This is a genomic window from Vibrio sp. YYF0003 (genome assembly GCF_036350715.1).
Lineage (GTDB): Bacteria > Pseudomonadota > Gammaproteobacteria > Enterobacterales > Vibrionaceae > Vibrio > Vibrio natriegens.
Genome location: NZ_JAZDWA010000012.1, coordinates 1 through 23,841, shown reverse-complemented (window position 1 = coordinate 23,841; position 23,841 = coordinate 1). Strand labels below are relative to the sequence as shown.

Annotated in this window: 18 protein-coding genes; 16 read left to right on the top strand and 2 right to left on the bottom strand. The window is 48.3% G+C overall.

Translation table 11 applies throughout. The features are described from left to right. Window positions 1-56 precede the first annotated feature (56 nt). Entirely contained in the window at window positions 57-539 is a 483-nt protein-coding gene (locus V1U08_RS21565) for a hypothetical protein (protein WP_014233252.1), read from the top strand. A 164-nt stretch (window positions 540-703) separates the two neighbouring features. Further along, window positions 704-2,089 (top strand): class II fumarate hydratase, encoded by a 1,386-nt coding sequence (locus tag V1U08_RS21560; RefSeq protein ID WP_065300322.1) that lies wholly within the window; start codon window positions 704-706, stop codon window positions 2,087-2,089. A gap of 75 nt (window positions 2,090-2,164) precedes the next feature. Here V1U08_RS21560 and V1U08_RS21555 read toward each other — a convergent pair whose 3' ends face one another. Then, complete coding sequence (locus tag V1U08_RS21555) at window positions 2,165-5,599, bottom strand: hybrid sensor histidine kinase/response regulator (RefSeq protein ID WP_014233254.1); 3,435 nt, start codon at window positions 5,597-5,599, stop codon at window positions 2,165-2,167. Window positions 5,600-5,719: 120 nt separating this feature from the next. Then, window positions 5,720-6,910, bottom strand: a complete 1,191-nt coding sequence (locus tag V1U08_RS21550; protein ID WP_065300323.1) for a 3-phenylpropionate MFS transporter — start codon at window positions 6,908-6,910, stop codon at window positions 5,720-5,722. Window positions 6,911-7,140: 230 nt separating this feature from the next. On the opposite strand from V1U08_RS21550, the gene V1U08_RS21545 reads away from it, so the two are divergent. From V1U08_RS21545 to V1U08_RS21480, 14 genes are all read left to right on the top strand, one after another. Next, a complete protein-coding gene (locus tag V1U08_RS21545; protein WP_065300324.1) occupies window positions 7,141-8,967 on the top strand; it encodes a DUF294 nucleotidyltransferase-like domain-containing protein in 1,827 nt (608 codons plus the stop codon). 30 nt (window positions 8,968-8,997) lie between these two features. Beyond that, window positions 8,998-9,627 (top strand): 3'-5' exonuclease, encoded by a 630-nt coding sequence (locus V1U08_RS21540; protein WP_014233257.1) that lies wholly within the window; start codon window positions 8,998-9,000, stop codon window positions 9,625-9,627. 293 nt (window positions 9,628-9,920) lie between these two features. Beyond that, window positions 9,921-11,870, top strand: a complete 1,950-nt coding sequence (gene acs, locus V1U08_RS21535; protein WP_020336224.1) for an acetate--CoA ligase — start codon at window positions 9,921-9,923, stop codon at window positions 11,868-11,870. Window positions 11,871-12,174: 304 nt separating this feature from the next. Further along, window positions 12,175-12,624, top strand: coding sequence for a type II 3-dehydroquinate dehydratase (gene aroQ, locus V1U08_RS21530; RefSeq protein WP_014233259.1), 450 nt, complete (start codon window positions 12,175-12,177; stop codon window positions 12,622-12,624). A 60-nt stretch (window positions 12,625-12,684) separates the two neighbouring features. Next, complete coding sequence (gene accB, locus V1U08_RS21525) at window positions 12,685-13,143, top strand: acetyl-CoA carboxylase biotin carboxyl carrier protein (protein WP_014233260.1); 459 nt, start codon at window positions 12,685-12,687, stop codon at window positions 13,141-13,143. Window positions 13,144-13,157: 14 nt separating this feature from the next. Further along, window positions 13,158-14,501: an acetyl-CoA carboxylase biotin carboxylase subunit gene (accC, locus tag V1U08_RS21520; RefSeq protein ID WP_014233261.1), complete on the top strand. Its 1,344-nt coding sequence runs from the start codon at window positions 13,158-13,160 to the stop codon at window positions 14,499-14,501. 395 nt (window positions 14,502-14,896) lie between these two features. Further along, on the top strand, window positions 14,897-15,784 hold the full coding sequence (gene prmA, locus V1U08_RS21515; protein WP_020336225.1) for a 50S ribosomal protein L11 methyltransferase: 888 nt from the start codon (window positions 14,897-14,899) through the stop codon (window positions 15,782-15,784). A gap of 139 nt (window positions 15,785-15,923) precedes the next feature. Beyond that, entirely contained in the window at window positions 15,924-16,892 is a 969-nt protein-coding gene (gene dusB / locus V1U08_RS21510) for a tRNA dihydrouridine synthase DusB (protein ID WP_330471399.1), read from the top strand. A gap of 23 nt (window positions 16,893-16,915) precedes the next feature. Next, window positions 16,916-17,212, top strand: coding sequence for a DNA-binding transcriptional regulator Fis (gene fis / locus V1U08_RS21505; protein WP_000462885.1), 297 nt, complete (start codon window positions 16,916-16,918; stop codon window positions 17,210-17,212). Window positions 17,213-17,749: 537 nt separating this feature from the next. Beyond that, the gene (locus V1U08_RS21500) at window positions 17,750-18,496 is read left to right on the top strand and encodes an SPOR domain-containing protein (RefSeq protein WP_330471398.1); all 747 of its coding nucleotides are present in this window, start codon (window positions 17,750-17,752) and stop codon (window positions 18,494-18,496) included. Window positions 18,497-18,673: 177 nt separating this feature from the next. After that, complete coding sequence (locus V1U08_RS21495) at window positions 18,674-19,288, top strand: DUF4402 domain-containing protein (RefSeq protein WP_330471397.1); 615 nt, start codon at window positions 18,674-18,676, stop codon at window positions 19,286-19,288. A gap of 72 nt (window positions 19,289-19,360) precedes the next feature. Next, complete coding sequence (locus tag V1U08_RS21490) at window positions 19,361-19,828, top strand: DUF4402 domain-containing protein (protein ID WP_020336229.1); 468 nt, start codon at window positions 19,361-19,363, stop codon at window positions 19,826-19,828. A gap of 17 nt (window positions 19,829-19,845) precedes the next feature. Continuing rightward, on the top strand, window positions 19,846-20,691 hold the full coding sequence (locus tag V1U08_RS21485) for a fimbrial biogenesis chaperone (RefSeq protein ID WP_330471396.1): 846 nt from the start codon (window positions 19,846-19,848) through the stop codon (window positions 20,689-20,691). Window positions 20,692-20,695: 4 nt separating this feature from the next. Then, the gene (locus V1U08_RS21480; RefSeq protein WP_330471395.1) at window positions 20,696-23,650 is read left to right on the top strand and encodes an MSCRAMM family protein; all 2,955 of its coding nucleotides are present in this window, start codon (window positions 20,696-20,698) and stop codon (window positions 23,648-23,650) included. The last annotated feature ends 191 nt before the right edge of the window (window positions 23,651-23,841 follow it).

Here is a 23,841-nt window from a genome sequence, read left to right as displayed (position 1 = left end):
TTTTATTCTCTATTTTCAGTTACTATTTCGAAGTCTGTCGTTGCAAGGAAGCCAAGATGTTCAAAAACAAGCACTTAATTATCGCCCTGTTAATCGCTCCGATCCTATCGTTAATTGCCTACTTCGGTACGGATTTAGCGTTAAGTGAAAAGCCTCATGCCGCGAAAGAAGGTGAAAGTTATAAATTGGCCAGCAAGTCCAATTGTCGCTACACCAGTGGTCTTTGTGATATGGAAAATGGCGATTTTAAAGTGAAGTTTCGCTCTGAGAAGCTAACGAAGGACAGTCTAGAATTGTCTCTCAATGCGGCTTTCCCACTGGAAGGCGTGAAAGTTTCTGTGGTCGCAAATCAGGAAAAGAACGCGCAGCCAGTCGATATGAAGCCCGCTGATCAAGCAGGTAAAAACTGGTACATCACCTTGCCGAAACCAAAATCAGCAGAAAGCTGGTTAAGAGTGGTCATTCAGTCAGAAGGAACGCTCTACTACGGCGAGACTCAAACGGCTTTCGTGAAATACGAGACCCTGTTTACCGAATAACTGAAATAAAGAACAAAATAGAAAGCTGGGCTTAATTGTAGGGATATAGCTCACTTGCTCCAAGCCGATGCCTGTATTCATGCATCGGCTTTTTTGTCATCAAAATCCTCGTAAATCACCTATGGTTGATAAGAGACTTAGGATTGAGAACAGAGGAGCAAGTCATGACCAGAGACTTTCGTATTGAAACCGACAGCATGGGTGAGGTGAAAGTCCCTTCTGATGCTCTCTATCAGGCTCAAACTCAACGTGCCGTAGACAATTTTTCCATCAGCAGACACACCATGCCACAAGGCTTCATCCTTGCTTTGGCACATATCAAACAAACCGCAGCACTGACTAATGCTCAATTAGGAATATTAGACAGTAAAATTGCCGATGCGATAGCGAATGCAGCGCAATCGATCATCGACGGACAACATCTGGAGCAATTTCCGATTGATGTTTTCCAAACCGGCTCTGGTACCAGCTCAAATATGAATGCCAATGAGGTGATCGCAACGCTGGCTGCCCAGACTCTTGGAGAAAGCGTAAGCCCAAATGATCACGTCAACATGGGTCAAAGCAGTAACGATGTCGTGCCAACGGCGATTCAGGTCAGCGTAGCACTGGCGATCGAAAAGCAACTGATTCCCGCTTTGGAGTACCTTTGCCAATCACTTGCCACGAAACAACACGCCTTAAAAGACGTGGTAAAAACAGGCCGAACTCATCTGATGGACGCCATGCCGATTACCCTTGCCCAAGAACTTGGAGGATGGCAGTACCAAATCGAACACGCCAAACAAGCGATTGAACAAACTTTGCCAGCCGTGAAGGCACTGGCACAAGGAGGTACCGCAGTAGGTACTGGGATCAATGCCGATCCGCGATTCGCCCCACTTTTCGCAGACAATCTTTCACAATCAACAAATGTAGCGTTTTGTTCCAGTCCAAATTTCTTTTTTAATCTCAGCAGTCAGGATGCGATCGTCGCCCTATCCGGACAGCTCAAAACGTCAGCAGTTGCGATCCTGAAGATCGCAAACGATCTTCGCTGGATGAATTCCGGACCACTAGCAGGGTTGGGAGAAATTGAGTTAAAAGGGCTTCAGCCCGGTTCTTCCATCATGCCGGGGAAAGTAAACCCTGTTATTCCAGAAGCCGTCGCCATGGCCTGCGCCCAAGTAATTGGTAATGACACCACCATCACCATTGCAGGTCAGTCTGGTAACTTTCAGCTCAACGTGATGCTGCCTGTCATTGCTCATAATGTATTAGAAAGCATTGAGCTACTATCCAACAGCGCCACTGCACTGGCAGACAAAGCCGTCGCCACGTTTGAAGTCAGGCAAGATAACCTTGATGTGGCGTTAGCCAAGAACCCTATTCTGGTCACCGCACTTAATCCGGTTATTGGTTACCTGAAAGCCGCCGAAATCGCGAAAAAGGCTTATAAACAAGGACGGGCGATCATTGATGTCGCTGAAGAGGAAACCGACTTAGATCGTGCGACACTGGAGAAACTGCTGAATCCAACCAAATTGACGCAAGGCGGGGTAGCTGAGTAATTCGTCCAGCCTCAAACACAAAGACCTCCAATTGGAGGTCTTTATCTAACTGTAAATAACTGAAACTAACTAAAACTAGGCCACTCGGTTTAGTACCGAACGCAACTTCAACGGTTTAACAGGTTTGGCGATAAAGCTAAATCCATTCGCTTTGATGCCATCGAGCATATCATCGGTACGGTCCGCACTGATGATGACACCTTCAAAGCGATTACCCAGACGAAGACGGCACTGTTGCAGCACTTCCAATCCAGTGCGTCCGTTATCGAGTCGGTAATCCGAGAAGATCACATCCGGCACCCAGCCATCATCCAGCGCTTTCAGACTTTCGACTAAGTCGGCGGCCAGTCGTGTATCACAGCCCCAACGCGATAACAGGTTATCCATTCCCACTAAAATATCTGGCTCATTGTCGACACACAGAATTTTCAGATGGCATAGCTCAGACTGAGTACTGCTTGGCATCGTCACTGTGCTGATGACCTGTACGCTCTCGGCTCTGTCGAGCGTAATCGAGAAGACACTGCCTTTGCCATGCCAGGAGCGCATCGAGATTTCATGTCCCAGCACCTGCGCTATCCCTTTCGATATCGCCAGCCCCAACCCTAAGCCCTGATCAGAGCGAACTTGAGAGCCTCGGTTAAATTCTTCAAAGATCTCCTGCTGTTTCTCTTCTTCAATGCCCATACCGTTATCCCAGACATCAATACGCACTCGACCTTTGACGCGGCGCACACCCAAAGCGACTTTGCCGTTTGGACTATAGCGGAACGCGTTAGTAAGAAAGTTTTGCACCACTCGGCGCAGAAGTTTGGGGTCAGAATTCACCGTCAGCGAGGAAGGGATCATCGTAAACTCAATACCCTGTTGTTTCGCCAGCGCACTGAACTCCGCATTTAAATTCGCCAATACATCATTAACGGCGAACCCACAAACATGCACTTCAAGCTTGCCCGACTCCAGACGGGAAATATCCAACAAGTCGCCAATCAAATCCTCTGCTGCACCGAGTGCACTTTCGATATGAGAAGAGAGCTTTTTCGTCTCGTCGTCTTTGGCGACTTCAGAAAGTGAAGAGGCAAACAGCCTTGCAGCATTAAGAGGCTGCATCAGGTCGTGGCTCACCGCCGCGAGGAATCGTGACTTTGACTTCGATTCTAAATCTGAACGCTGCGTCGCCGCCACCAGCTGTTTGTTAAGCCGTTCAAGTTCACGGGTACGAAGTCGCACGCGTTCCTCAAGCGTCTCGTTCGCCTCTTTTAGTGCCTGCTCGGCATCGCGGAAGACGGTGATGTCGGTGAAGCTCATAACAAAGCCCCCACCCGGCATCGGATTCCCCTGCACTTCAATTACTCGGCCGTCAGGACGAACACGAGAGGATGTATGCCGCGTCCCTTGCTCAAGATGGTAAACCCGGCGACGAACATGGTCATCTGGATCACCCGGGCCGCATAACCCTTGCTCGGCATTGTGGCGAATGACATCTGCGATTGGACGGCCGACCTGAATTAACCCCGGAGGAAATTCAAACAACTCAAGATAACGTTGGTTCCATGCCACCAGCCGCAATTGTTTATCGACCACAGCGATACCCTGGCCAATATGCTCAATCGCCCCTTGCAGTAGCCCTCGGCTGAAATCGTACAGTTCAGAAGCTTCATCAACGATGGTCGCGACTTCTTCGAGCTGCATGTTTCTTCCCTGCAAGGCAGAAGTAAGTACTAACTTAGCAGAAGAAGCACCGAAGACCCCCGCGAGCACACGTTCTGTGTGTCTTATCAATGAAGACGGCGCTTGCTGGTTCGGCATCAGCTCTTCACGTTGCTGGCTCCAATAGGCCTGAAACGCAACTTTAACGCGAGATCGCCCAACAAAGCGAGAGGCGAGCATTTCCAGTTCAGCCACGGTCACGCGGCTCTGGTAAAGGCTCATATTTTCGCTTTCTGGCAACGGTGTACCAACAAACGAAGCCGATTGTAAGCGCTCACTTAGGCTTGGACGAGTAATCAGAGAAACGACGACAAAACAGGCGGTATTGGCCGCGACACTGAGAATCATTCCCCAGTCAGAGATCGCAATATCAAACTGGGTTAACATCTCTGGCGGCGTAATAAGCCAAATCAAAAAGTTACTGCTGGCGTTACCCGCAAGCATGTCGGTTTGGCTCATCAGGGTGATAAGCCAAATAGTAAAACCAACCGCAAGACCGACATAAACGCCCTTCTTGTTTCCCTGACGCCAATACATCCCGCCAATCAGTGCCGGCGCGAATTGAGTGATGGCTGCAAACGATAGAAAGCCTATCGCAGAGAGTGAGTGGATACTATCAAGTGCCTGATAAAAGCCCCATGCACCAATCAAAAGAATCAGGATAAGTGCGCGACGAATGCGTAGCAGTAACTGAGAAAAGTGCTGATGATTACGTTGGGACAGGCGCATACGACGTAAAAGCAGTGGCATCGCCAGATCATTCGATACCATGATGGCTAACGCGATAGTCGAAACGATCACCATCCCACTTGCTGCGGAAGTGCCACCAAGGAATGCCAGTAACGCAATCTCGCTCGCGCCAACCGCCATCGGCACACTGATAACAAAAGTATCTGGCGACGCATCACTCAGCAGTCCTTGCCCTACCCACGCAATCGGCAAGACAAAAATACCCATTAAAATCAGATAGAGTGGAAACAACCAGCGGGCAACATGCAGATCCTGAGCGCGCTCGTTTTCCACCACCATGGTATGAAATTGACGAGGTAAACAAACGATCGCCAACATGGTAAGCACGGTATGGATCAGAATGGTAGGAATGTTGGGCGGCTGATAGGTTTCGGTAGCGACATCTATCAGACTGAGGTTTTCTGCACTCATTGCCAGCCAGACAATAAATACACCAACCACTAAAAATGCCATCAGCTTGATGATCGACTCAAAGGCGATCGCCATCATCATGCCCCGGTGGTGCTCGGTGTTATCGATATGACGCGTACCGAATAAAATGGTAAAGATGGCCAGTGCCATTACCACAAACCAAGAGACACTGTCGTTCTGATAACCAAAGTCTGACGCAAGCTCAGGCGCAATGATTTCCAGCCCCATGGTGATGCCACGTAACTGCAATGCGATATAAGGAAGAATCCCCGCGACGGCAATCAGCGTCACGGCAACCGCTAGTCCCTGCGATTTTCCATAACGTGCGCCAATGAAATCAGCAATAGAGGTAATGTGTTCACGCTTGGCGATTAATATCAGCCTGGCAAGCACTCGCCAACCAAGCGTAAAGACCAGAATCGGCGCAATGTAGATCGGCAGAAAAGACCAGGGATTACTGCTCGCTTGGCCCACCGTGCCGTAGAACGTCCAGGAGGTACAATACACAGCAATAGACAAGCTGTAGATCCAAGGCCGCCATCTGGCTAGCCACCTTCTCTGGTTGTCTCCATACCACGCGATTATAAATAGGGCTCCCAAGTACGCCAAAGAAACGGGAACCACCAGCCATCCTTGCATCCGATATCCTTTATGACCTTGCTTACAAAAAACAAAAACCTCTCCGTAAGGGAGAGGTTTCATTTAACACTGCTTTCACAACAGAGACAAAGATTAGTTTTTAACCTTTGTCACAGAAGTCTAATTCTGTGTTTCAAGTGTTTTATCCGACAGGTCAACAACATGCCTTGCTGGCTCTTGCGGATCCAGTTTAATGAACAGTGCAATCAATCCCATTACAGCCATTCCCCAGAACACAAACGCGCCCCAGTGTTCATAAGCCCAACCACTGAGCACCGTCATCAGCGCAGTAAATGCCCCAAGCGCAACCGCGTTATATAGCGCCTGTAACGCAACCATTTTATTCTCTGAAGAGTTTTGGATGTATTGAATCGCAGCAATATGCGCAGCCGCAAACGTCACGCCATGCAGCAGCTGGACGATAACCAAAGCTAGAATTGACGTTGTGCCTGCCGTGATCCCCCAACGCAACATCACACCGCAAGCCGCAATAACAAACAGTGAACGCAGAGAACGACCAGCAAAGATGCGCTTGCTCAACGCAAACACGGCAACCTCTGCTGCCACCCCCAGACTCCAAAGGTAACCAATCACATCTTCAGAGTGACCAGCGGATTTCCAGTGGATCGCACTAAAGCCATAATACGCCGCATGGCTGCCCTGAATCAGCGACACAAGCACTAAAAACTTAAGGACAGATTTCTCGGTTAACAGTGCCGACAATTTAGGACGTTCAGCGTGCTGATCACTGAGCGTTACCGGCATTGGGTTAGTCATACGCATCGCAAACAACAAGGCTATAGTTAAACCCGCCATTGCGGTGTACAGAATCATATCCGCACCAAAACCTGCCACTAAGTAACCAACCACGGTAGAACCAGCGATAAACGCGATCGATCCCCATAAACGTGAACGCCCGTAATCGAGCACTTTTAAACGCGCATAATAATTCGCCATCGCATCAGAGAGCGGGATAATGGGGCCACAACATAAGTTAAATAGAATGGTAGCCAACGCCATTAACCAAAAGTTACCGCCGGTAAAAAAATGGAATCCTACAAAAATAAGACCGGCGAAACTCAACCAACGTAATGCTGGCATCAAACGCTCCACTCTATGCACTCGAGGAGTAATCACCAGATTCGCAACACAGCGAGTTGCCAAGCCTAAACCCACTAGCAAGCCAATATCAGTCGGCGTGACACCCTGCTCTTTAAACCACAATGACCAAAATGGCAGATAGACGCCATACGCAAAAAAGAATCCGAGAAAGTACTGGGAGATCCAGCCATACGGAGAAGGTTTTAGCATTATTATTTTCCTAAAATGGGAACACCAACGTTATGAGCGTGGATTATGGATCGCGAAACGGAGTAGAAAAAGGGAAGAATCGGCAACTTACCGTTTCCTCGATGGGATACAAACTTTTAAAAATCAGAAAGCGTGGATTTTAACGCCCTGGATTTAGACCAAAGTCGTCTGGCTTATGGGAGGAAATTTGTCAGACTTAGAATGTGTTCCTCCCAATTTTAGGGTTCCTTATGCCTGATAAGTTTAATATGCAATCTCCCCCGTTCGATCGCCTGACCAGCAAGCAGCAAGCGCGACTGCGTTCGTCTCTCGACGTGGCATATTATCGAACTCGAGATGTGATTTTATCTTGTGGGCAAACCAACCCTCATTTGCATATTTTGATCAAAGGTGCCGTGGAAGAGCGCTCCAAAGACCAGAGCGAAGTTTTCGCTCACTATGCCAATGACGATATGTTTGATGTCCGTTCTTTGTTTGAAGAGAGTGTACGTCATCAGTATGTAGCGCTTGAGGATACGCTGTCCTATTTGCTGCCAAAAGAAGTGTTTCTTGAACTCTATAACGAGAATGGACAATTCGCAGCGTACTTCGATAACAACCTATCTAAACGACAGGCATTAATCGAAGCCGCGCAGCAACAGCAAAATCTGGCCGAGTTTATTCTGACTAAAGTCGATAAGAGCATTTACCATCCTCCGATGATTCTTAAGCCCGACATGCCTATCAATGATGTCACACGAACATTGAAGGAAAATGGCATCGACGCCGCATTAGTTGAGCTCAACCCAGATGATGCACGCCTCGAAAAATGGCCTTCAGCGCATCCGTACGCCATTGTCACGCGAACGAACATGCTCCATTCCGTGATGTTAGATAACTGCGCTGTCGATACACCTGTGGGCGAGATCGCCACCTTCCCGGTTTACCACGTTGATGAAGGCGACTTCCTGTTTAATGCCATGATTACGATGACGCGCCACAGGATGAAGCGCCTGATGGTCTGCGATGGTAATCAAGCCATTGGCATGTTGGATATGACGCAGATCCTCAGTGCATTCTCCACTCATTCACACGTGCTTACGCTCAGCATCGCCAGAGCCAGCAGTGTCGAAGAACTCGCTCTGGCGTCAAACCGACAACGTCAGTTAGTAGAGAGTCTGGTGAGAAATGGCATCCGCACCCGATTTATCATGGAATTGATATCTGCCGTTAATGAACAAATTATCGAGAAAGCGTTTGAATTAGTGGTGCCACCAGCACTCCACGACCACTGCTGCCTAATTGTTTTAGGCTCGGAAGGCCGAGGTGAGCAGATCCTCAAGACCGACCAAGATAATGCGCTGATCATTAAAGACGGTTTAGAGTGGTCGCACAGTGAACAGGTGATGCAATCATTCACCCACACCCTGCAGCAACTGGGTTATCCGCTCTGCCCTGGCAAAGTGATGGTCAACAATCCTAAGTGGGTAAACTCTCAATCAGAGTGGATTCGAACCCTTGATAATTGGATTTCAAAAGCGCAGCCAGAACAAATCATGGACTTAGCCATCTTCAGTGATGCGCAAGCCGTTGCTGGCAATCGAGAATTACTCACTCCCGTCGCCAACCATCTCAGAGACACAATGAAAGATCGCATGTTGATCCTGTCCGACTTTACCCGTCCAGCGTTGCAGTTTTCTGTGCCTCTGACTCTGTTTGGTAACGTAAAAAGTGCCAAAGATGGCTTAGATATCAAACGCGGCGGTATTTTCCCGATAGTGCACGGCATTAGAACTCTGTCTCTCGAATATGCCATTGAAGAGAAAAATACCTTCGCTCGAATAGAAGCCCTGAGAAACAAGCGAATTTTAGAACCAGAAACGGCAGATAACTTAAACGAAGCACTCAAGTTGTTCTTTAAGCTTCGGCTCAATCAGCAACTTAACCAACAAGAGGCACAGAATAATATCGACCTCAAACAACTCGACAGAACAGAGCGCGACTTACTGCGTCATAGCCTGCATGTCGTGAAAAAGTTTAAGCAGTTTTTAGGTTTCCACTATCAGATCCGTGATTAAGCCCGGTAAGTTGTAAAAGAGGTATCTGGGATGAATTGGCTACAACGAAAATATTGGCACTATAAACTGAAAGGCTCGCCTTATCAGTCGCTATTTTGTGCACCAGATAAAACCGAGCTGGTTTCTCTCGACTGCGAAACCACCAGCCTAGACCCGAATAGAGCAGAGCTGGTGACCATCGCAGCCACTAAAATCATTGATAACCGCATTATCACCAGCCAACCATTCGAAGTGCATTTGCGAGCGCCACAATCTCTCGATTCCGGCTCGGTAAAAATCCATAAAATTCGCCATCAGGATTTAGTCGACGGCATCAGCGAAAAGGATGCGCTATTGAAATTAATAGATTTTATCGGCAATCGTCCACTCGTCGGCTATCACATCCGTTACGACAAAAAAATCTTAGACCTCGCCTGCCAAAGACAACTGGGATTCCCCCTGCCCAACCCTCTTATTGAAGTAAGCCAGATTTACCACGATAAGCTGGAGCGACATCTACCTAATGCCTATTTCGACTTAAGTCTGGAGGCGATTTGCAAGCACCTTGAGCTGCCAATTCAAGATAAGCACGACGCTTTGCAAGATGCGATATCCGCAGCATTGGTATTTGTTCGTTTAACCAAAGGCGATTTACCGAGTCTCAGCGTGCCATACACATAATTCCTGTTGACCTGGCTCCCATAATTACTTTTATTTCAACCCTTTTTCGGTAGATCCCTCTCTATCATCCTAAAGTCTAATTGTGGAAATACGCGCTGTGACTGAAAGTTATTAGCACAAGGTCAGTCTTGCGACGACCAACTGTTTAAAACAAATATCCGTTCTATTCTTTATGTTTTAGAAAATCATAATGTTGATAGAGCGGGTAAATACAACAGCCCGACAAAGTAAAGATTCAAAGTCTTATGTAGATTGTTGTAAGGCCGAGAAATAAAGGCACAAGGAGAGAAGCCATGAGCGAAGCCCACGTTTATCCGGTAAAAGAAAACATTAAAACTCATACACACGCGGATAATGAAACTTACCTAGCCATGTATCAGCAGTCGGTAACCGACCCAGAGGGCTTCTGGAACGAGCACGGCAAAATCGTTGATTGGATTAAACCTTTCACCCAAGTAAAAAGCACCTCTTTCGACACGGGTCACGTCGACATCCGCTGGTTTGAAGACGGCACACTTAACGTTTCAGCAAACTGTATTGACCGCCATCTAGCAGAACACGGCGACGACGTAGCAATCATCTGGGAAGGCGATGATCCTGCAGACGATAAAACGCTGACGTTCAATGAACTGCACAAAGAAGTATGTAAATTCTCAAACGCACTGAAAGATCAAGGCGTACGTAAAGGCGATGTAGTTTGTCTCTACATGCCAATGGTACCTGAAGCTGCAATCGCGATGCTGGCTTGTACCCGCATCGGCGCAGTCCACACTGTGGTATTCGGCGGTTTCTCACCAGAAGCACTTTCTGGCCGTATCATTGACTCAGACGCTAAAGTTGTCATCACCGCAGACGAAGGCGTTCGTGGCGGACGTGCGGTTCCACTTAAAAAGAATGTTGATGAAGCACTGACTAACCCAGACGTGAAAACCATCAGCAAAGTGTTGGTTCTTAAACGTACTGGTGGCGATGTTGAATGGCATGATCACCGTGATGTTTGGTGGCATGAAGCAACCGCAAGTGTTTCTGACGTTTGCCCTCCAGAAGAGATGAAAGCCGAAGATCCACTTTTCATCCTTTACACCTCAGGCTCTACGGGTAAACCTAAAGGCGTACTGCATACCACTGGTGGCTACCTTGTTTATGCCGCAATGACATTTAAATACGTCTTCGACTACCAGCCGGGCGAAACCTTCTGGTGTACTGCTGACGTGGGCTGGATTACTGGTCACACGTACCTTATCTACGGTCCACTAGCGAACGGCGCTAAAACCATCTTGTTTGAGGGTGTGCCAAACTACCCAAGCACAAGCCGTATGAGCGAAGTGGTTGATAAGCATCAAGTGAACATCCTTTACACTGCGCCAACTGCGATTCGTGCGCTAATGGCAAAAGGTAATGAAGCGGTTGAAGGCACGTCTCGTACAAGCCTTCGCATCATGGGTTCGGTAGGTGAGCCAATCAACCCAGAAGCATGGGAGTGGTACTACAAGACCATCGGTAACGAAAATTCACCGATTGTCGATACTTGGTGGCAAACTGAAACAGGCGGCATCTTGATTGCTCCACTACCAGGCGCTACAGATCTAAAACCAGGTTCCGCGACCCGTCCATTCTTCGGCGTACAACCTGCGCTTGTCGATAACATGGGTAACATTATTGAAGGTGCAGCTGAAGGCAACCTTGTGATTCTTGATTCGTGGCCAGGTCAGATGCGTACGGTCTATGGTGACCATGAACGCTTCGAACAAACTTACTTCTCAACCTTCAAGGGCATGTACTTCACCAGTGATGGCGCTCGTCGTGACGAAGATGGTTACTACTGGATCACAGGCCGTGTGGATGACGTATTGAACGTTTCTGGGCACCGTATGGGTACCGCAGAGATTGAATCTGCCCTAGTCGCGCACCACAAGATTGCAGAAGCAGCCATTGTAGGTATCCCGCACGACATCAAAGGTCAGGCTATCTATGCTTACATCACGCTAAACGATGGTGAATTCCCTTCAGCGGAACTGCACAAAGAAGTTAAAGACTGGGTACGCAAAGAGATCGGTCCAATTGCAACACCAGATGTACTGCACTGGACGGATTCCCTACCGAAGACTCGCTCTGGTAAGATCATGCGTCGAATTCTGCGTAAGATTGCAACTGGCGATACGAGCAACCTGGGTGACACGTCAACGCTTGCCGACCCTAGCGTTGTAGACAAACTTATCGCTGAAAAAGCTGAGCTGGCGTAAGCTAACTAGCCAGTTTTAAACAAATAACAGAAAACCGCCACTTTGATGGCGGTTTTTTTGCTTTGGGACGCAAGTTAGCCACACCCTTGATGTGGTCATTAGGTTATTTTTGTTAACTTGGTTGCAGAAAGAACATGAGCTGTTGGGAGATTAGACCAGTAAATTGCTGCTAATTGCTATGAATTAGCTATAATCTTGGTCGATTTTTTAAATTTTGCTCGGTTTTAACAAAAAAATCGTGTTGAATTATCGTATATTTGGGAAAATAAACGTTCCACTCACGATAAGGGAAGATAGCAACATAATGTCTGCAAAGTCACGGATTCTTGTTCTAAACGGACCAAACCTTAACCTGTTAGGTCTGCGCGAACCGACACACTATGGTAATAACACCTTAGCACAGATTGTGAACACGCTAACGGAGCAAGCTCACAACGCAGGGGTGGAATTAGAACACCTACAATCAAATCGTGAGTACGAACTAATTGAAGCCATTCATGCCGCGCATGGCAAGATTGACTTCATCATCATCAATCCAGCTGCTTTCACTCATACCAGTGTAGCACTGCGAGATGCATTACTTGGCGTCGCCATCCCATTTATCGAAGTGCACCTATCAAACGTGCACGCACGTGAGCCGTTTCGCCATCACTCATACCTGTCAGATAAGGCAGAAGGGGTGATTTGCGGTCTAGGCGCACAAGGTTATGAATTTGCTCTGTCTGCCGTAATTAACAAACTTCAGACAAAGTAACCCTTACACTCTGCAATCCTACGGGGTTGTCTTAATCACAAGATAAAAGAGAAAGAAAAGATGGATATTCGTAAAATCAAAAAGCTAATCGAGTTAGTTGAAGAGTCTGGCATTGCTGAGCTAGAAATTTCAGAAGGTGAAGAATCAGTACGCATCAGTCGTCACGGCACTGCAGCTGCGCCAGCACCAGTTCACTACGCAGCAGCTCCAGTAGCAGCACCTGCGCCAGTAGCAGCGGCTCCAGTAGCAGAAGCACCAGCAGCTGAAGCTCCAGCAGTACCTGCGGGTCACCAAGTTCTTTCTCCAATGGTTGGTACTTTCTACCGTTCTCCAAGCCCTGACTCGAAAGCATTCGTAGAAGTAGGCCAAAAAGTTAGCGCTGGCGATACTCTATGTATCGTTGAAGCAATGAAGATGATGAACCAAATCGAAGCGGACAAATCTGGCGTTGTTACAGCTATCCTTGTTGAAGACGGCCAACCAGTTGAATTCGACCAACCTCTAGTTGTAATCGAATAAGCGAGGCTTGCCTTATGCTAGACAAAGTAGTCATCGCGAACCGAGGTGAAATTGCACTTCGTATTCTTCGCGCTTGTAAAGAGTTAGGTATTAAGACCGTTGCTGTTCACTCAACAGCTGACCGCGATCTTAAGCACGTACTACTTGCAGATGAAACCGTATGTATCGGTCCTGCTCGTGGTATCGACAGTTACCTAAACATTCCACGTATCATTTCTGCAGCAGAAGTAACGGGTGCGGTTGCTATCCACCCTGGTTACGGCTTCTTGTCAGAAAACGCAGACTTCGCAGAGCAAGTTGAGCGTAGCGGCTTCATCTTTGTTGGTCCTAAAGCAGAAACTATCCGCTTGATGGGCGACAAAGTATCAGCGATCAACGCAATGAAGAAAGCTGGCGTTCCTTGTGTACCAGGTTCTGACGGTCCATTGGACAATGATGAAGATAAAAACAAAGCGTTTGCTAAACGCATTGGTTACCCAGTCATCATCAAAGCGTCAGGCGGCGGCGGCGGTCGTGGTATGCGTGTTGTACGTTCTGAAAAAGAACTAGTACAGGCTATCGCTATGACACGTGCAGAAGCGAAAGCAGCATTCAACAACGACATGGTTTACATGGAGAAATTCCTGGAAAACCCTCGTCACGTTGAAGTTCAGGTTATTGCTGACGGCCAGGGCGGCGCAATCCACCTAGGTGAGCGTGACTGTTCAATGCAGCGTCGTCACCAGAAAGTGGTAGAAGAAGCACCAGCACCAGGTATCACTGAAGAAATGCGTAAGTACATCGGTGAGCGTTGTACTCGTGCATGTATCGAAATCGGTTACCGCGGCGCAGGTACGTTCGAATTCCTATACGAAAACGGTGAGTTCTACTTCATCGAAATGAACACTCGTATTCAGGTAGAGCACCCAGTAACAGAAATGGTTACAGGTATCGACCTAATCAAAGAGCAGCTACGTGTTGCAGCTGGCCAGCCTCTGTCATTCACTCAGGATGATATTAAGATCCGCGGCCATGCGATTGAGTGTCGTATCAACGCAGAAGACCCAGAGCGCTTCCTACCATCTCCAGGTAAGATTGAACGTTTCCACTCTCCAGGTGGCATGGGCGTACGTTGGGAATCGCACATCTACACAGGTTACTCAGTACCACCTCATTACGATTCAATGATTGGTAAACTGATCACTTACGGTGAGAACCGTGATGTAGCGATTGCACGTATGAAGAACGCACTTGGTGAGATGATCATCGAAGGCATCAAAACTAACGTGCCTCTGCAAGTTTCAATCATGAATGATGAGAACTTTCAGCACGGTGGTGCCAACATTCATTACCTAGAGAAGAAGCTAGGCCTACAATAAGCCTTGGTTCAACTCCTGAAAAATGCCCACATCTGTGGGCATTTTTGTTTTGTACAAAGTCTATACCCAAATAACCTCGAGATGCTTGGTTCAGCTAGAATGACTTGGCTCTCAGACGCGACAACGATTTGAAGATCTAGTGGTACTAAATCAAAAATCGTTAACAAAGGCTGTGAGTCAAGACAACTCGCCCTTCGGGAGCGTGTCACTGACACAATTTCTGCGTCAAATAACTTGGAAAGAGCTTGCTATTCCGCTGCATTATTTTCCTTGAAGTAGTATCAGTGACAACGCTCTGAATCCTGCATCTTGAAGTCATTTGGGTATATACTCAAACAAATCGCAGAGTTCTGGTAAACTCTGCGCCACTTCATTTACTGTAAGAGCAAAAACCAATGCCTTGGATTCAAATCAAACTCAACGCGACCAATGAAAACGCTGAGCAAATCGGCGACATGCTAATGGAAGAGACTGGAGCGCTGTCTGTAACTTTCCTAGACGCGCAAGATACGCCTGTATTCGAACCTCTTCCTGGCGAAACTCGCTTATGGGGCGATACTGACATTCTGGCACTGTACGATGCAGAAGCCGATACCAACTTCATCATCGACCAAATCAAAGCAAGTAACATGCTTGCAGACAATTTTGCTTATAAAGTAGAACAGCTGGAAGACAAAGACTGGGAACGTGAGTGGATGGAAAACTTCCACCCAATGAAATTTGGTGAGCGCCTATGGATTTGTCCGAGCTGGCGTGACGTTCCTGAGCCAGACGCAGTAAACGTTATGCTTGATCCTGGCCTGGCATTCGGTACGGGTACTCACCCAACGACAGCGCTTTGTCTGGAATGGCTAGAAGGCCTGGACCTGACGGGTAAGACTGTCATCGACTTCGGCTGTGGCTCTGGCATTCTGGCGATCGCTGCGATCAAACTAGGCGCAGAGAAAGTCATCGGGATCGACATTGATCCTCAAGCTCTACAAGCCTCTCGCGACAACGCAGAGCGTAACGGCGTTGCCGATCAACTTGAAGTTTACCTACCTCAAAATCAACCTGAAGGCCTGATCGCTGACGTGGTGGTTGCCAATATTCTTGCAGGTCCTCTGCGCGAACTTGCTCCTATCATTAAAGGTCTGGTGAAGCCAAATGGTGACCTTGCGATGTCGGGCGTTTTAGATACCCAAGCAGAAGATGTCGCCAACTACTACCGTGATGAGCTTCACATAGATCCTATCGTTGAGCAAAAAGAGTGGTGTCGCATCTCTGGTCGTAAGCAAGGCTAGACAAGGATTTGACGGCTAATTGATTGAAATTCATACAATTTACAAAAACAATTTGTAAATGCTCAAATATTAGTCTTTTCACGCAGTAAAAAAATGCGTAAAATGCGCGCCCTTGCTGGTACAGAACTGTGATGACGTTTTGAGAATCGGAAACTATCAACTTAAGAACAATCTAATCGTAGCCCCTATGGCTGGTGTAACGGATAGACCGTTTCGCGAGTTGTGTCTTCGTTATGGTGCGGGAATGGCCGTCAGTGAAATGATGTCTGCCAACCCAAAGCTATGGAAAACGTCGAAGTCGAAACAGCGCATGGTGCATGAAGGCGAATCGGGCATTCGCTCTGTACAGATTGCCGGTTCCGATCCACAGCTTATGGCGGATGCAGCTCAATTTAGTGTTGAAAACGGTGCGCAAATCATCGACATCAACATGGGTTGCCCAGCAAAGAAAGTGAATAAGAAGCTAGCGGGCTCTGCACTGCTTCAGTACCCAAACATTATCGAAGAGATTTTGAAAGCGGTAGTGAATGCTGTTGACGTTCCTGTAACGTTGAAGACCCGAACTGGCTGGGATACAGAAAACAAAAACTGTCTCCAAATCGCTAAATTAGCCGAAGACTGCGGCATACAGGCTCTTGCACTACACGGTAGAACAAAAGCATGTATGTACAAAGGTGAGGCCGAATACGACAGCATTAAAGCGGTAAAAGAGGCAATTTCAATTCCGGTTATCGCGAACGGTGATATCGATAGCCCGGAGAAAGCCAAATTTGTACTGGAGTACACCGGTGCGGACGCTTTAATGATTGGACGCCCTGCCCAAGGTCGTCCTTGGATTTTCCAGGAAATCCATCACTATTTGGAAAACGGCACCACGATGGATGAGCTTCCGGCAGAGGAAGTGAAAACCATTATGCTTGGCCATGTGAATGCTCTACATGAATTTTATGGAGAGTACTTAGGCCCACGTATCGCGCGTAAGCACGTTGGTTGGTACCTAAAAGAGTATGAGCAAGCGAGTGAGTTTCGCCGTACCTTCAACGCTATCGATGCAGCCCCGCTGCAAATAGAGGCGTTAGAAGGTTATTTTGATAACGTTGCATCATAATTAAGAGAAGAGCTAGACCGAATATGTTCGAACAAAATCTGACTTCAGAAGCATTAACAGTAACTACAGTAACGTCACAAGACCAGATTACTCAAAAGCCTTTACGTGACTCTGTTAAAGCATCTCTTAAAAACTACCTTGCTCAACTAAACGGCCAGGAAGTAACAGAGCTATACGAATTAGTTCTAGCTGAAGTTGAACAGCCACTACTAGATACCATCATGCAGTACACTCGCGGTAACCAAACTCGCGCAGCAACTATGATGGGTATCAACCGCGGTACTCTTCGCAAGAAACTTAAAAAATACGGCATGAACTAAGACCGTAATTAAAAATTGTTATAGAACAAGCCGCTACCTTTTTAGGTCGCGGCTTTTCTTTATCTGCCAGATAGAAACATTTCATATTCGCCTCTCAGGCGTGGATAGCCTCGAGATACATAAGCTCTCGATAACGAGCGCTTAAAAATAAAGACCCAACTCTTCCAAAGCCATCATGCTATTTATGTTGGCCATTCAATGCCCCTCCCCAACTGTGCTTAATAGCAAGTTCACTCATGCGACTAGCCTGTCCTTGCTCATTTCAAAGACCGACACTCACGCCCCCAAATAGCCATTTAATGCACTGTTGTTCTCTACCCACCGGAGAGCAAATATCACACTTTCCTCATAGAAAGAACGTTGTAGGAAAACAGTAATAAGTTGCTTGGGATGGCAAGCTCAGAGATAAGCTCTTGCTTGACTGTTCTTTTAACCCCATCGCGTAATCTTGTTCTTAGCTATTGATTAGTTTTACCCCCTTGATTAAACTCCGCATCATATTATAAATATCAATAAGTTGTCTTCTAGGTATAATGCGTGCGAATAATTAAGGCATCCAATAATAAGCTTACAAGGCAAGGTTGTCGGTCGAATACAGTTCAAGGTCCATATACAAGCACAGCGATATCAAAGTTGTTAGTCGTTGGCTGTTGTCTATTACTGGCTTCCTGTGCAACCAGTAAACCCACAAACACATCTGAGTATCAGGCTATTCAAGCACAAGTCGAAGAGTTGAGAGATCGTCTTGATCAACAAAATACGGAGTGGGAGCAATACCGCCCAGGCATTAACCGGTTGGCCGCGTTGGAGTCGGACTTTAAAAATCTGATTGGCCAGTTGGATAAAATGGCTTCCTCTACTCCTAAGCCAGCACCAAATAAGATCCTCCCTGAAGTAAAAGATCATAAGTTGATAGCAGTGGTCGATGCAGGCGATAAAGCCATCAAAGCTTCAGCTAAGAAAGAGAAAGACGCTCAGCCTAAAACCCAACAATATGCATTACAAGTTGGCACCTATAGATGGCTTCAATATATCGAGTCAAATAAAAGGAAACTGGTGAAGAAGTCGCCTGAACTTCTGTCAGACAAACGCTTTTATCTAACACCCGTTTATATCGGGCCAAAAAAGGAGAGGCTTTATCGTCTACTTGCCGGCCCTGTAAAGGATAAGGTGACAGCACACGCATTGTGTCGACAACTTAAGACCGACGGGCTGGACTGTATCGTGAGACCGCTGACCGGCAAGCCTTTGTCCGATGAACAGAATATCGCTTATATAAAGTAACTCAACCGGCGTAAGTATGTGCTGACAGTAAGGTTAAAGGATAGCCCTGCCCCCTGCTTTTAGTGGCCGTGCTTAAACAATACGCCCACGTCTATTGGTTTAGTAAGTTCTCTTGATTGAATAATCTAACGGTGGCACTGAGCCGCCCGCTTATCTTGAAAACAAAAGGAGTTAACATTGAAAAATAACAAAAAACTGGCTTATGCAGCACTGGCAGTATTTGCGAGCTCTGCCTACGCAGAGGGCGTAGCACCTGAGTTTAACGGCAAGGGGACAGCATCGGTCGAGGTCAGAAATACTCTGGATATCGTCGAAACGGCTTCGCTTAACTTCGGCACCATCGCGGCAGTAGCTGGTAGCGATAATACAAATGTCGCCACACTGGTATTAGATCCCAGCACTGGTGAGGTGACAGCAACAGCTACTGCTGACTCCGGCAGCATCACCCCAATTGACAAAACCAATGTATCGCCAGGTACCTTTACGGTGAGCAACGCGGCTAGGTATACCAACCTGAATATCACGTTGCCGAAAGATGCTGATACTATCGAGTTGAAAATGGAAAACGCAGCGCCGGAATCACTGAAGTTTACCCTAGGTAAATTTACAGCTTATGCCAATGATCAAGCGGTTGAGTTAGATGGTGCTACTGGTGCAGGAAAAGCCAGAACAGATGAGAACGGCAACCTGGTATTACTGGTAGGTGCAACCTTGAACACCCAAAAAGCGGGAGATGCTTCTTATGACGATGCTGTATACAGCGGTACATATGACTTGACAATTAAATACTAAAGCAAAGGAGCGAGCCGGCTTACCGGCTTGCCTCTGTTAAATTAACCAGTTCAATAGTTTATTGGAAAAGTCATGCGTAACCACTTGTTATCGTTGCTGGCAATATGCCTGCTCGCCGGGGGAGCCTGGGCTGGGGAGATCACTCAGGTTAAGCCGCTTGACTTCGGGGTTATTGCACTGCGCAACAACGACAATATCTATAACTACCAGATTAACCCGGACGGCTCACGAAAGTATGACACCAATATCGTGGTTATTGAGCAAGGTCACCCGGCCGAGTTTCTGCTTTCCGGTTTTCAGGCAGGCAGTTACCTCCATATCACGACCAGTCTGCCGGAGGGTGCCAAAAGCCTGAGCCACGGCGGCAACGCTGGTAGCCGCTTCACCATTAAGCAACTAAACGTCAAGCCCTGGGTCAGAACAAACACTAAGGGCGAGGCGCGGGTATGGGTTGGCGCTACCCTGGCCACCTCAGGTACAGGCTACTACCTGGACGCCAAATACACTAATCCCCATATAACTCTACATATCACCCATTAATAAAGTTTAGGAATTCCATGCTGTTGATAATTAGCAGAAAAAACCTGTCCCTGCTCGCCACCTTGCTGCTGCCAGTTTTACTTGCCAGCAACGCCAGCGCCAGCCTTTTGATCTCGCCGACCCGATTAAGCTTTGCCGAGAGAGAACGCAGTTCTAAGGTCTTTTTGATGAATACCAGCAGCGAGACCAAGACCTACCGACTGGAGTTTCAGCAGCAAAAGCAATTACCCGACGGCCGCTACCAGGCTCTGAACGAGGAAGAGTTAGCCAGCTTTAATATTGCCAGCAGCATGCTCAGATTTAGCCCCAGACAGGTAACGCTCGGCCCAGGCGAGCGCCAGCAGGTTCGCATCGCGGTGCGCCGCCCTAAGGATCTTGCACCCGGGGAGTATCGCTCCCACCTGCTGCTTGCCGCTCTGCCCGGTAATAAGGAACGCAAGCAAACCGAGGGCGTGGGTATTCAGTTAAACTTGAGGCTGAGCTTTTCCATTCCGGTGATCATACGTGCCGGCGGCCTGGACGCTGCTGCGGAGTTTGGCCCGGTGACGCTCTACCGGGGTGCCGGTAGTGCCAAGCCAGATGGGTTAACTTTTGCCCTTAACCGATCAGGTCTGCACAGCACCTTCGGTAGCCTGAAAGCCTTCTGGCGCTCGTATGACGGTGTCGAAGAGCGCCATGTGGCTACCCTTAACAACGTTGCAGTTTTCCATGAAAACAAACAACGCGTGATTAGTCTGCCCTTTCACGATCCCATTGCGCAGGACGGCACGCTGCGTCTGATTTATGAGGGAGACGACGAGTTCGGAGGCCGAGTTCTGGCAGAGCAACAACTGACCATCAGCGACTACCAATTAGCACCTTAACTTTATGTCCCTGTACCATCCGTGTAAGTGGCTGCTGCTGGGCTTGCTTTGGCCTGTCTGCACGCCCGCTATTGCCCAGTCAGAACTGTTTGAGTTGATCCGAACGATCAACCACAAATATCAGGAACCAGATTTTGGACTGATGCCTGCCGACGCTCCAACGACAGATGATGGCCGGGGCATCGCCGATGGTGAAGAGCTGATACTGGAGGTGCGCATCGACGATCTGGTGATCGGCGATCTGTTTGCCATCAAGCATAAAGATAGCGCCCTTATCGCCTTTGGCCAATTTGTCGATCTTTTAGATTTCGCCATTGAGCTGGACAACGAAACATCGGCGGCCGCTGGCTGGTATATCAATGAGGACCAGAGCTTTAGCCTGAACCTGCCCGAAAAGGATGGTGAGCAAACTGCCGCCGACAGTCAGGCTAAAGCCGAGGCAAACGGGGTTACCTACCATCTGCCGGCCTCACACTTTCAGATCCTGCCGGACGACCTCTATATTCATGCCGACGATCTCGACCGCTGGTTTAATATCAAAATGACATTTGACTTCGGTGCTATGATGTTGGTGCTTAAGCCAGAGCAACCCCTGCCGATCCAGGCAGCTCTGACGCGCAAACAGAGACAAAAAAGCAGGACAAAAACAACCAGCACCAAGCCGGCTTTACCACTGCGCAAAAGCGGTCACGAACTGTTGTCCGCACCCCTGTTGGATATCAGCACCAACTCCACCTATTCAGGAAAAGATGTCAACTTCGGCTATTCTACTTTGGGTCGCCATGATTTGGGCTTTTTTAGCAGTCAGTATTACCTTGGCGGCGGCTCGGAAAATGAACTGGACTATGCGCGCCTGACGTTGGAAAAAACCTCGCTGGAGGGCGGCCTATTGGGTCCCGTAAACGCTACCCAATACCGCTTTGGCGATGTTGTACCAGTAGCCGGTGCCAGCGGCCAGGAACGGGGAATGAGTTTTAGCAACAGGCCACTGACGGGCAATACCGAGTTAGACACTCTGGATTTGCAGGGAGATATTCAGCCCGGCTGGGATGTAGAGCTTTACCGTAATGATGTACTGATAAATGCGCTGACCGCCGGGCCAGATGGTCGCTATGTGTTTAACGATATAGAGCTGCTCTACGGCAACAACACCCTTAGACTGATCTTTTACGGCCCGCAAGGCCAGATCCGGGAAAAGACCAAGCAGGTGCTAGTAGACAGCCGCACGGTAGAAAAGCAGCACTATTTCGATCTCTCCCTTACCCAGCCCGGCAGTCTGTTTCTCAACGAGCCAGCCGCCAATACTGCTGACTGGCATCTGGCTGGCAAGTATAGCAAAAGCCTTAGCGACAAATTGTTGTTAGATGCAACCATTTCCAAGGTGGAAAGACATAACGCAGCTTACTCTTTAGACGCTAGTTTTTCCCTGTTTGACCGCCTGCTGATGCAGGCCGGAGTTGACAACAACGGTGCCTACCGGATGGGGGGGAAAACCTTTTTGGGCAAACATGCACTGAATTTCTCGCACAATGCTGATGATGGTAAGTTTAATGACAATGTGACGCTGGCAGGCTCGCTTTTCCAGGGCCGGCAGACTGCGCTCAACTATGAGCAGGGGTTTAGCCGCCGCTATGGCGATATCGACCAACCGAGCTTTTCGCTACAAAACCGTCTCAGCCTCTACCGGCCGTCCTTTTACCTGAGCAACAGCTTTACTTATCAAAGAACCGAGCCTGAGGTGGGTGAGGCAGAGGACTGGCAAAGCGGCAGCGCTTTGTTGCGTAAGCGCTTTTCAGCATTCACCTGGGAGCTAGGGGCTGACTATAGCCTGTCGCCCGAAGCCGAGCTAACCCAGCTGGATACCGAGTTCAGCCGCGCCCTCAGCTCCTCCCTTAACAGCGAGTTTGGCATTAACTACTGGCCCCAAACCGAAAGGTATAAAGCGGATATGAGGTTGAACTGGAAAGCCGATACATTTTATCTGAGCTCTACCCTCTCCTACGATGATCGCGGCGAATGGTTTCTGGGCCTGAACACCCTACTTAGCCTGGGCTGGGATCCTCAGGAAAGTGACCTTTATATAGACCGCCGCCGCCTGGCGCAAAACGGTGCCATCAGTGTGCGCGTATTTCAGGACTTGAACCTAAACGGCCGCTACGACCAAGATGAGCCGCCAGTGGTGGGTGCCAAGGTAAAAGGCACCCAGGTATACCGCAGAGCTTCTACTAATGACAAGGGGATTGCTTTTTTGCGTGGCCTGCCCGCTTATCGCACCACGGATATTGAACTAGAGATAGGAAGTCTGGAGGACCCCTACTGGATGCCCAGTCGCCTCGGAATCTCGATTACACCCAGACCGGGGTTGGTGGAGACCCTGGATATACCTGTGGTCACCACTGGTGAAATCGAAGGCATGGTCTACCTAGAGGATGGTCATGGCGGTGAGAAGCCGGTGGCCTATGCCCCCCTTGTGCTGCTGGATGAACAGGACCAAGTGGTACAAAGAGGGGAGAGTGAATATGATGGCTTCTACCTCTTTATGAATGTGTTGCCGGGTAAGTTCCGGGTGGAGATCGATAAGCAGTATATCGAGGATAAGAAACTGTATCCGCTTGCGGCCGTCGAGGTAACGATAAAGGGTGATGGCGATGTGTTGCGCGGCAACGATTTCAGTCTTGCTGCCCTGATCTTCCAGCCAGCGTTTCTGGTTTCATTGGGTGAGTTTAGCTCCGAAACAACCATGAAGGCCTACTGGCACCTGCTCTACCGTTCGCACGCCAATATATTGCCGCAGGCATCTTATTCTAAGGTAGCTAGGGAAGGCAGCGAGCACCTCAGGTTACAACTGGGCACCTACCTGAACAGAGCACAGGCCCAGTCCCAATGCACCCGCCTGCAGGAGCAAGGCATCAACTGCCGGGTTACTACCACAGAGCTCCTATTAGAAAAAAGCTCTTAGCATCGAACACAAATACGCATGAACCCATCCATGGGGATTCGATTTGCCATCCATGGCAAATCGAGTTTGTTTATCGAACCCTGCTCCCTGACCAGTTAATTTTCCGGATTGGTATTAGAGTGTGTCGATGTCTGGTTTCAGGACGAAGCCAGATTTGGGCAACAAAACACGACCACACGTTTATGGGCTGA